Origin of the sequence: Desulfolutivibrio sp. (assembly GCF_036584575.1) — a bacterium.
Taxonomy (GTDB): Bacteria; Desulfobacterota; Desulfovibrionia; order Desulfovibrionales; family Desulfovibrionaceae; genus Desulfolutivibrio.
Genome location: NZ_JAZHDB010000227.1, coordinates 1 through 10,038 on the forward strand (window position 1 = coordinate 1; position 10,038 = coordinate 10,038).

General features: G+C 62.2%; 8 protein-coding genes and 1 pseudogene. 4 read left to right on the top strand and 5 right to left on the bottom strand.

The window, feature by feature from the left end; all coding sequences use genetic code 11:
- The 4 genes and pseudogenes from V3572_RS17025 to V3572_RS17040 all read left to right on the top strand — a co-directional run.
- Positions 1 to 478 (top strand): annotated as a pseudogene (locus V3572_RS17025) (hypothetical protein); the annotation flags it as partial.
- A gap of 786 nt (positions 479 to 1,264) precedes the next feature.
- The gene (locus V3572_RS17030) at positions 1,265 to 2,458 is read left to right on the top strand and encodes a quaternary amine ABC transporter ATP-binding protein (RefSeq protein WP_332112226.1); all 1,194 of its coding nucleotides are present in this window, start codon (positions 1,265 to 1,267) and stop codon (positions 2,456 to 2,458) included.
- The gene (locus V3572_RS17035; RefSeq protein ID WP_332112227.1) at positions 2,455 to 3,285 is read left to right on the top strand and encodes an ABC transporter permease; all 831 of its coding nucleotides are present in this window, start codon (positions 2,455 to 2,457) and stop codon (positions 3,283 to 3,285) included. The genes V3572_RS17030 and V3572_RS17035 overlap by 4 nt, the downstream gene beginning before the upstream one ends.
- 43 nt (positions 3,286 to 3,328) lie before the next feature.
- Positions 3,329 to 4,192 (top strand): glycine betaine ABC transporter substrate-binding protein, encoded by an 864-nt coding sequence (locus V3572_RS17040; protein ID WP_332112228.1) that lies wholly within the window; start codon positions 3,329 to 3,331, stop codon positions 4,190 to 4,192.
- Positions 4,193 to 4,285: 93 nt separating this feature from the next.
- Here the strand turns inward: V3572_RS17040 and V3572_RS17045 are convergent, their stop codons facing one another.
- The 5 genes from V3572_RS17045 to pnp all read right to left on the bottom strand — a co-directional run.
- Positions 4,286 to 6,334, bottom strand: a complete 2,049-nt coding sequence (locus V3572_RS17045) for an ATP-binding protein (RefSeq protein ID WP_332112229.1) — start codon at positions 6,332 to 6,334, stop codon at positions 4,286 to 4,288.
- A 261-nt stretch (positions 6,335 to 6,595) separates the two neighbouring features.
- Positions 6,596 to 6,958, bottom strand: a complete 363-nt coding sequence (locus tag V3572_RS17050; RefSeq protein WP_332112230.1) for a response regulator — start codon at positions 6,956 to 6,958, stop codon at positions 6,596 to 6,598.
- Between the two features lie 24 nt (positions 6,959 to 6,982).
- A complete protein-coding gene (locus V3572_RS17055) occupies positions 6,983 to 7,879 on the bottom strand; it encodes a hypothetical protein (RefSeq protein WP_332112231.1) in 897 nt (298 codons plus the stop codon).
- Between the two features lie 290 nt (positions 7,880 to 8,169).
- Positions 8,170 to 8,475, bottom strand: coding sequence for a hypothetical protein (locus V3572_RS17060; protein ID WP_332112232.1), 306 nt, complete (start codon positions 8,473 to 8,475; stop codon positions 8,170 to 8,172).
- Positions 8,476 to 8,765: 290 nt separating this feature from the next.
- Positions 8,766 to 10,038, bottom strand: a 1,273-nt coding sequence (gene pnp, locus V3572_RS17065) for a polyribonucleotide nucleotidyltransferase (RefSeq protein ID WP_332112233.1), incomplete at its 5' end; no start/stop codon positions are given.

The following is a 10,038-nucleotide window of genomic DNA, read 5'->3' on the forward strand; positions in this document are numbered from 1 at the left end:
TTTGATCGGCGCCGCCGCAGGCGGCGGCGACGCCCTGTGGCGCGGGGCGCTTATCGGCGGCGGCATCGGCGCGGTCACGGGCGCGGCGACCTCCATGCCCGAGGCCAGATATCAACTGCGCCGGGGCATCCAGACGGAGCTTGAGACCCTGGCCCTGCGGCCGGTCCCGGCGTCCCCCTACGGCCTCACGGCCGGGTACGTCTATTTTCCGGCCAACGCAGGGATAGGCTGGGTTCGGATCACGGTGCGCACCCAGAGCGCGACCTACAGCTACGACGTGTCCATTGCCGCGCCCGCTTCGGACCTAGCCCCCCGGCCGACGTCTGCGACCCCGGCATATCAACACGCCCCGGCCGGGCAGGCGAATCCTGCCGTGCAAACCCAGGCGCCGCCGCCCGTCTTGCCTTCTGCCCGGGCGCCGTCGTCCCTGTCCCCGTATCAGCCGGATTTGGGGGCGCCGCCGTCCCCGGCGCCCTGAGGTTTCATCGGGTTCCACTCACAGTCATCCGAAGCGGGCGTTTTCTCTCGTACGGCCCCCCCCTCAAAGGGCTTCCCCACAGATGGAGACGTAAATCCCCGGCATTTCTCTAACCGGGCATTTTCATCCGTCTGAACATAGTCCACCTTTTCAAGATTTCCGCATTCGTTCCCTGTCCATGTTCGGACATTCGACAACCGTTTCCTCCCTGCGCGTGTGCCTTGGCCCACAGCGGTCCGTGGTCATGTGGCGCGGCCCGGCAGCGTCGGTATGCCCGGCGGCGTCGGGGCTCGTGAGTATTTTCCCATGACGTGTCCACCCGAATCGCCTCTTTGCGGCCAGGGCCATGATCCCTGTCTGGCGACGGCGGACGACCCGGTCCGAGGGCGCTCAGGCGATTTTTCCCCTGACGCAGGCGTCCGGTTCAGACGGATGCCACCTGTCCTGCGCTCCCCTGCGTAAAACGTTGGAGGAATAAACAGGATGAAAAATTATATGAATGAATTTTTGATCATACAACATAGCAATGAATTTTTTTGCATAAATTTTTTCTTTATAAATTTAATTTTACATTATTTATATAAATTTTATTAAGTATTGTGTCCTGATTTATAAAAAATAAAGACGTATACTTTGATTCAATCAATCTGCAGTGCATTATTTTAACGTATTTTAGTCGTGCTGGTTTCGATGTTGACGTCCTTTTGATAGGTGTTATGCTGGATGATAAGACAAGGTAAAAGTTCTTTGAATTTCTGTTTTTTTATATGAACATGGGAAGGTTTCATGAAAAAAATTGTTGTGGATAACCTGAGCAAGGTCTTCGGCCCAAAGCCCGAGCGGGCCCTGGACATGCTCGATAAGGGACTTTCAAAACAGCACATCCTCGAGCAAACCAGACTCGGCGTTGGCGTGGCCAAGGCCTCCTTTGATGTGGACGAGGGCGAGATCGTGGTCGTCATGGGGTTGTCGGGTTCCGGCAAATCCACCCTCCTGCGTTGCCTCAACCGGCTCATCGAGCCCACGGCCGGAAAGATCGTCATCGACGGCATCGACGTCACCTCTTTGGATGCCGCAGAGCTTCGGTCGCTGCGTCTGGCCAAAACCGGCATGGTCTTTCAGAATTTTGCCCTGTTTCCCCATCGCACCGTGCTGCAAAACGCCGAATACGGCCTGGAAATCAAAGGCCTGGAACCGGCGCAGCGCAGGCCGCGCGCCCTGGCGGCCCTGTCCCAGGTCGGTCTGGACGGCTGGAGCGACGCGCTCCCCCGGCAACTGTCGGGCGGCATGCAGCAGCGCGTCGGCCTGGCCCGGGCTCTGGCCCTGGACCCGGATATTCTGCTTATGGACGAAGCCTTCTCGGCCCTGGACCCGTTGATCCGCCGGGACATGCAGGACGAGCTTCTCTCCCTTCAGGAGACCATGCGCAAGACCATCGTCTTCATTTCCCACGATCTCGACGAGGCCTTGAAACTTGGTGATCGCATCGTACTCATGAAGGACGGGGCCATCGTCCAGACCGGCACCCCGGAGGAAATCCTCACAGATCCGGCCGACGACTATGTGGAGCGCTTCGTGGCCGAGGTGGACATCACCAAGGTGCTGACGGCCGAATCGGTCATGATTCCGGTTACGGCCGTGGCCTATCGCAGGAGCGACGGTCCCCGGGCCTCCCTGCGCAAGATGAAAAAGGCGGGCATTTCCACCTTGTTCGTTCTCAACGACGAGCACCGGCTCCGGGGTTTCGTCACGGCCGACGACGCGGCAAGCGCTGCACTGCGCGGGGAGAGGGATCTGGAAAGCATTCTGGTCACGGACATGCAGGTGGCGCGACCCGAGACCCCGGCCCAGGAACTCATCTCCGTTTTGCACAACCTGCCCTATCCCCTGCCTGTGGTTTCCGGACAGGGCAGACTTCGAGGGGTGGTCATCCGTGGAGCGCTTCTGGGGGCCATGGCGGATCGGGGGCGCACCCAATGAACATTCCCAGACTTCCTATCGGCGAGGCCATGGAGGCCGTCATCGACTTTCTCGTGACGCATTGTTCGCTGTTCACCAAGGCCTTCGCCTCCCTGGTCGGCTACGGCCTGGACATGGCGGAGGCCGGTCTTTTGGCCTTGCCGCCCTGGCTGCTCATCCTGGTCATCGCGGGGTTGGCCCTATGGCTCTCCCGCAGTCGCACGGTGACGGCGTTTTCCCTCGTCGGCCTTTTGCTCATCTGGAACATGGGGCTGTGGGAGGCCACGGTTTCCACCCTGGCCCTGGTGCTGGTCGCCACCCTGGCGGCCATCAGCGTCGCCGTCCCTCTGGGGGTGGCCACAGCCTTGAGCAGAGGCGCGGAACGCCTGGTCATGCCCGTTTTGGACGTGATGCAGACCATGCCCGCGTTCGTCTATCTCATCCCGGCCATCCCGTTTTTCGGTCTTGGCAAGGTGGCCGCAATCTTTTCCACGGTGATCTTCTCCATTCCCCCGGCCATCCGGCTCACCTGCCTGGGCATCAAGCAGGTTCCCCCCGAGCTGTCCGAATGCGCCGACGCCTTCGGCTCCTCCAGGTGGCAGAAACTGATCAAGCTGGAACTGCCCCTGGCCATGCCCACCATCATGGCCGGGATCAACCAGACGGTGATGCTGGCCCTGTCCATGGTGGTCATCGCGGCCATGATCGGGGCCAGGGGATTGGGCGGCGAGGTCTGGAAGGCCATCCAGCGACTGGAAATGGGCCGTGGCTTCGAGGCGGGCCTGTGCATCGTCATCGTGGCCGTCATATTGGATCGCGTGCTGCAAAAGGCCGGTGCGCGACAATAAGCGCCGCATGGCGCAAAACCTTCAAGCGTACAAAGGAGAATGCATGATCAAACACAACTTCCTTTCCGGCCTGACGGCGTTGGCCTTGTGCCTGGTGCTTTCTGTTCCCGCCCTGGCCTCGGGGAAAAAGGTCAAGTTGGCCTATGTGGAATGGGATTGCGCCTTGACCACAACCAATGTGGTCGCCGCCGTGCTCAAGGAGAAAATGGGCTACGAGGTGGAGATGCTGCCCGTGGCCGCCGCCGCCATGTGGCAGGCCGTGGCCACGGGCGACGTGGACGCCATGGTCACAGCCTGGCTACCCGTGACCCACAAGGAATATTATGAAAAGCTCGGTGACAAGGTGGAGAACCTGGGGCCCTTGGCCACGGGCGCCGGGCTTTTCTGGGTGACGCCAAGCTACGTGACCATCGACTCCATCGCCGACCTCAAAGGGAACGCCGCCAAGTTTGATGGGAAAATCATCGGCATCGACCCCGGGGCGGGGCTCATGCGCCTGTCTGAAAAGGCCCTCAAGGAATACGGCCTGTCCGACTATACTCTGGTGGAGGGGTCGGGCGCGACCATGACCGCCGCCCTGGCCGACGCCATCAAGCATAAGAAGTGGATTGTGGTCACGGGCTGGGCCCCGCATTGGAAATATGGCCGCTGGGAATTGAAAAATCTCGCAGATCCCAAAAAAGTCCTGGGTGAGGCCGAGGAGATCGACACCATCGTACGCAAAGGCCTGAAAAAGGACATGCCCGAGGTGTATGCCTTTCTGGACCGCTTCCAATGGAAGGACGCCGGGCAGCTCCAGACGGTCATGGCCCTCAATCAGAAAAAGGGGGCTGATCCTTACAAGAATGCCGTGAAATTCATCAATGAGAACCCTGCCCAGGTGGATGCTTGGCTGGGCAAGAAATAACCCAGGCCAGCGCCGTATTCATGGCGAACACGGGATCCGGGATGCGATGCACCCCGGATCCCGTCCCTACGCAGTGCCAAACCCGCAGCCGTGTTACGCCGTAGCCCGGCCCGCTTGCGCCATACCCTCGTCCGGGAAAAGCGGCAGGGTGAAGATGAATCGCGACCCCCGGCCGGGCTCTGACTCCACCCGGACGGCCCCGCCCAGGCGTTCGGCCTCGGCCCGGACCGCCGCCAGGCCCACCCCCCGGCCGGAGAGCAGGCTGACCTCGTCGCGGGTGGAGAAATCGTCCCGGAAAAGCAGGTCGTAGACCGCCTCCGGCGCCATGCTCACGGCCGCCTGGGGCGTCACCAGCCCCTTTTGCACGGCCTTGGCCAGCACCCGGTCCACATCGATGCCCCGGCCGTCGTCGGACACCGTCAGGCGCACCAGGTCTTCCCCGGCACGGGCCACATGGCAGGCGATGGTCCCGGTCTCGGGCTTGCCCGTGGCCAGGCGTTCGTCCATGTCCTCCAGGCCGTGGTCGATCATGTTGCGGAACACATGCACCAGGGCCTTGACGAACGCCTCCCTGGGCTCCCGGTCCACGAACACCTCGTCGCCGGTGACGACAAGCGGGGCCACGGCCTTTTCCAGGCGCTCGGCCAGACCGGCCAGATAGTCGCCGTAGGGGGCCAGGATGTCCTTGACGTTGTGGCGGCGCAGCACCCGCAACTCGGCCAAAACGGCCTCCCGCGCGGCCCCGGACAGAAGCGAACCCACCCGGGCCTCCAGATCTAGCAGGGCGCGCTTGTCCACCCGCAGGCTCTCGCTGCCGCCGAAGAAGGATTCGCCGAGGATGCCGACCAGGATGGCCACATCCCGTTCCAGGATCAGTTCGGCGTCCAGATCCGCCAGCGCGTCCGCCAGGGTCTCCCGGGTCGGCGGCGTTTGGCCTGCGGCCATGGCCGCCAGGGCATTTTCCGTCTCGTGCAGGGCGGCGGCGGTGTTATGCAGCCCAAGCTGGGCGAAGTCGCCCTTGAAGGTATGCACCTGGCGAAAGATCTCGGCCAGGGCCGTGGCGGCGCAGTCGTTAGGCCCGAGAGCGGCGACATCCGGGCCAAGATTTCCGGCGAACTCCCGGAAGGTGGCCATGGCGGAGAGCACCTCGGACTGCCGGGACAGGGCCCGGACCACCATCTTGACGTTGTTTCGCTCCTCGGCCATCTCCCGTTCCAGGCGCTTTTTCTCGGTGACGTCGGTCAAAATGACCATCATCCGGATTTCGTCCTGACGGTTGATGAGCTTGTACTGGGCGCGCACGGCCCGGTCGTGGATGGTCATCTCCCCCGGCAGAAGCGACAGGAAGACCTTTTGCTGCAAGGGCTTGGCCGCACGAAAAATGCCGCCCAGCACCTCGGCCACGGTGGTTTGGGCCTCGGGGGGCAGGTGCCGGGCCAGAAGATCCGGGAAGCGGCGGCCGCCGACCTGCACTCGGAAAAGCTGGACGCACTCCAGGCTGTATTCCTCGGAGATGGCCAGGTCCGCGCCGAACGACAAAAAGCCCTGTCCGGCGTTGTCCAACAGGTTTTTCACGGCCTCGTTGCGGTCGCGCAGTTCGTTGTTTTTGGTCTCGATCTGCTGCCGGTGGGTGATCTCGGCCTCATTGGCCAGGCGCAGGATCTCCTGCTGTTCGTTTAACAGTTCGATCTGCCGTCCCCGGCCGCGCGACAGCTCCAGCATGAAGCGCTTGATGCTGACCACCCCCAGGTAGCGGTCATCCTCGGTGACCAGCACCATGTCGTAGAGATGGTTGGGGTCGCGGTTCATGGCGATGACGGCGATGGAGGATACGTCCACGGATACCTCCACAATGAGCGGCGCCGAGTTCATGAGCAGCCGGATGGGCCGGGTCATGAACAGGTCGCGGCCATAGAGGGAGCCGAGCTTTTGGTAGAACTCGTTGCGCATGATGAGCCCGGCCGGGCGGTCGCCGTCCAGCACGGCCACGCCGTCGGCGTCGGGATGTTCCTTGAAAAAAGCGTGGACCGCGCCGCCCAGGGCCGAGGCCTTGAAGGTCATGGCCTGTTCCACGAGGCTTTTGATGGACTGGTCTTCGCTTGACAGGTCGGCGGGGGTGAAGGCGGCCAGGGTTGCGGACATGGGGTACCTCGCTGGGCGCTGCGGTGTGGGCGCGCGGGATGCCCGCGCGCCCGGGAGGAGATCAGTTATGGAGGCAGGGCGTGGAGCAGGGTTTCCAAAGGGCTTTGCCCTTTGGCCGCCGGAGGCGTTCCCCAGCGAGGATTTACGCAAAACATGGGGCGTCAGGCGGCCGGCGCCTCGGCCACGGCGTCCAGCGCCTTGTCCGCCCCATACCCAATATATATTTATATATATTGTAAAACCATGCCCGCGCCGCCGACGTCAGGCGGCCAGCACCTCAGACACGGCGTCCAGCACCTTGTCCGCTTCAAACGGCTTGGTCAGGTAGTGGCGGGCGCCGTTTTGCAGGGCCTCCAAGATCTTGGCCCCCTGGCCCAGGGCGCTGATCATCACCACCCGGGCCTCTTCGTCTGCGGCCACGATGTTCTTTAAGCCCTCGATGCCGCTGACCCGGGGCATGGTGATGTCCATGGTCACCAGATCGGGCTTGAGGGTTTTGTATTTCTCCAGGGCGTCCTGGCCGTCTCCGGCCTCGCCGACGATCTCATGACCGGCGTGTTCCAGGATTTCCTTGAGGCTTTTGCGAGAGACGGCGGAATCATCCACCACGAGGATGCGGGCCATGGCATGTGCTCCTTTGCGCTGCGGCTAATTGAAAATCGGCGACCCAAGGCCGATGAAAAAGGTGAATTCTCCAAACGGCAGGCTAAACGGGATGGCGTAGGCCACGCCCACGGCCCGGATGGCGCCGTCGCTTTGGCATTCGGGGGGCAGAAGCTCAAGCTCCACCCAGTCGTTGGACAGCTTGGAGAGGAACAGCCCGTTTTGCACGTTCATGAATTCCCCCAGGGCGTCCCGGGCCATGTCGTCGAAGCCGTCCATGGGCATCTTGGCGTAGCGCGCCGCGAATTCGGCCATGGCCGGGCCTGATCCGGAAAAACCGGTGAAAATCTTGAAGCGGCCGTCCATCTCCTGATGCACCAGATGCCCGAAGGGGGTGGCGACCACCTTTTCGGCCCGGCGGATGACGATGCCCGGATCGATGAAGCGCACCAGATTGCGGGTGAAAAGCGCGAAATAATCGGCATAGACCTCGGGGTCGCCAAGCTCGGGCATCCGGGCCAGGGAGGCGGCCACGGCGTCCATGTCGTTTTCCTTGAGGGCCTCGTATTCGGCCTCGGAAAGACCCGAGTCGCGGCGATAGGCGGCCAGCACCCGCTCGATGTCCTCGAAGCTCATGATGCCCTTGTCGGCCAGGGCCTGGCTGACCAGCAGGTGGCGTTTGCTTTGCCGGGACAAAAGGTCCGTGAGCTGGTCCTCGGTGAGGTAGCCCTTGCCGATGGCGATTTCGCCGAAGCGCATGTCGAAGGTGGCCTGGAGGCGGTGGGCGGTCTCCACCTGCTCGGCGGTCATGTAGCCCGCGTCGATGGCCAGGATGCCGATCTTGACCCGCACGGAATCCTGCAAGGCCAGAACCTCGCGCAGTTGGTCGGCGGTGATGTGTTTTTTTTCCAGCAGGTAGTGACCGAAGAAATGGCTGAACATCGGGGGTGCTCTCCTTGTGGGTCGGCCGTGCAGCGGGCCGTTGCTCACAGGAAAGCTACGCGCGGCGTGTGATGGTTGCTTCAAGTTCGCGTGGCGATTTCATGAAGCCAGGCGGAAGGTTGTCAAAAAAACGGGGAACCTCCCATGGGAGGTTCCCCGTCATGCCTGTGGATGGTTCGTTTCCCCCCGGTCAGGGGGTCAGGAATGTTTGCGTTTTTTTTCCTGCTTCACCAGGTGAAGACCGTAGAGAAAAACCACGACTGCCGCCAATGTCGCCAAAATCCATGTCGTCATTTTGCCCTCCGTGTAAGGAAGAGGCTCATGGCCAGAAGCGCGAGGCTTATGCCGACTCCAATCGGACGGTTTTGAAAAAGCCCGATGAGCATGGCCCCGACGCTGAATTTTTCAAGCCAATCCGCAATTCTCTTGACCATAGGATAATTCTCGAAGGAACAAGTTTCAAGTACATCAAAGGAACCATGATCGTCATGACGCACCAGGGGGCTGCCGCGAACAACCGGTTCGCCTGGAAGAATGGTATAAAATGAGATGGATAGCCATGAGATCGCCGTGAAAAACATAATTTTCTGAATCATTGAATTTGTCAAGAGACAAGACGGGGGAAAGGTCCGTGCGATTGCATGATAAGCGGCTTTGCGACCTGTCCAACGAAAGAAATTTGTCCGTGTAGAGGGAAACCAAAAAAATGAATCTGCGGATCACAACACCCTTGGTGTGCTGCTTCCAGCCAATGTGTCCACTAGAAAAAAACGGGGAACCTCCCATGGGAGGTTCCCCGTCGCCTCTTCTTCCCCCGGTACGGGATTCCAAAGGGGCCGCGCCCCTTTGGCCGCCGGAGGCTTTTCCTACTCCATACGTTTCGCGCCTAGCGCCGGTCCCGGCGATCCCCGCCGCGTCCGCCGAAGCGGTCTCCGCCGCGTCCGCCGCGATCCCCGCCCGGGCGGCGGGCGCCGCCGGTCTTGGGATAGTCGGCCGGGTCGTAGGGGCGGCCCTGCTCCTCGAAGAGCACGGCCTTGCGCGACAGGCGCACCCGGCCGTTGGACTCGACATCCAGAACCTTGACCTCCATGGGCTGCCCGAGCTTGACCACGTCGGCCACGTTTTCCACGCGCTCGGTGTCAAGCTGCGAGACATGCACCAGTCCGTCCAGGCCGGGCAGGATCTCCACCACCACGCCGCAGTCCAAAACCTTGGTGACCGTGCCCTGGTAGTTGCGGCCCACATCGGCCTTCTGGTCGAAGTACATCACGCGCTCTTTGGCCTTTTCCAGGGCCTCGAGGGTGGGGGCGAAGATGCTGACCTTGCCCGAGTCCTCGATGTCGATGGAGGCGCCGGTCTCGGCGGTGATGGCCTTGATCATCTTTCCCCCCGGGCCGATGATCTCCCGGATCTTTTCCGGGTTGACCATGACCACGGCCAGTTGCGGCGCATTGGGGGACAGTTCGGGCCTGGGGGCGGCCAGAACCTCGTTCATCTTGGACAGGATATGCTGGCGGGCGTCGCGGGCCTGGTACAGGGCCTTGCGCATGACCGCCTGGGGGATGCCGGTGATCTTGATGTCCATCTGGATGCCGGTCACCGCGTCGTGGGTGCCCGCCACCTTGAAGTCCATGTCGCCCATGGCGTCCTCGTCGCCGAGGATGTCCGTGAGCACGTGGAACTCGTCGCCTTCCTTGATGAGCCCCATGGCGATGCCGGCCACGGGCTGGGTGATGGGCACGCCGGCGTCCATGAGCGCCAGGCTGGCGCCGCACACCGAGGCCATGGACGAGGAGCCGTTGGACTCCATGACCTGGGAGACCACCCGGATGGTGAAGGGGAAGTCCTCGGAGGACGGCAACACCTGCTGGATGGAGCGCTCGGCCAGGGCGCCGTGGCCGATCTCGCGCCGGGACGGGCCGCGCAGCATCTTGACCTCGCCCACGCAGTAGGGCGGGAAGTTGTAGTGCAGCATGAAACGCTTGGAGGAGTCGCCGGTGAGCGTTTCGATTTTCTGCTCGTCGCCGGTGCTGCCCAGCGTGGCCACGCACAGGGACTTGGTCTCGCCCCGGGTGAACAGGCAGGAGCCGTGGGTGCGCGGCAGCACCCCGACCTCGGTGGCGATGGGCCGCACGGTGGTCAGGTCGCGGTTGTCGATG

Bases quoted from the DNA above. Each gene is read 5' to 3' on its own strand.
- V3572_RS17050 (WP_332112230.1), bottom strand. From the start codon at position 6,958: ATGGCCCGCATCCTCGTGGTGGATGATTCCGCCGTCTCTCGCAAAAGC.
- V3572_RS17030 (WP_332112226.1), top strand. From the start codon at position 1,265: ATGAAAAAAATTGTTGTGGATAACCTGAGCAAGGTCTTCGGCCCAAAG.
- V3572_RS17045 (WP_332112229.1), bottom strand. From the start codon at position 6,334: ATGTCCGCAACCCTGGCCGCCTTCACCCCCGCCGACCTGTCAAGCGAA.
- V3572_RS17060 (WP_332112232.1), bottom strand. From the start codon at position 8,475: ATGATTCAGAAAATTATGTTTTTCACGGCGATCTCATGGCTATCCATC.
- V3572_RS17055 (WP_332112231.1), bottom strand. From the start codon at position 7,879: ATGTTCAGCCATTTCTTCGGTCACTACCTGCTGGAAAAAAAACACATC.
- V3572_RS17035 (WP_332112227.1), top strand. From the start codon at position 2,455: ATGAACATTCCCAGACTTCCTATCGGCGAGGCCATGGAGGCCGTCATC.
- V3572_RS17040 (WP_332112228.1), top strand. From the start codon at position 3,329: ATGATCAAACACAACTTCCTTTCCGGCCTGACGGCGTTGGCCTTGTGC.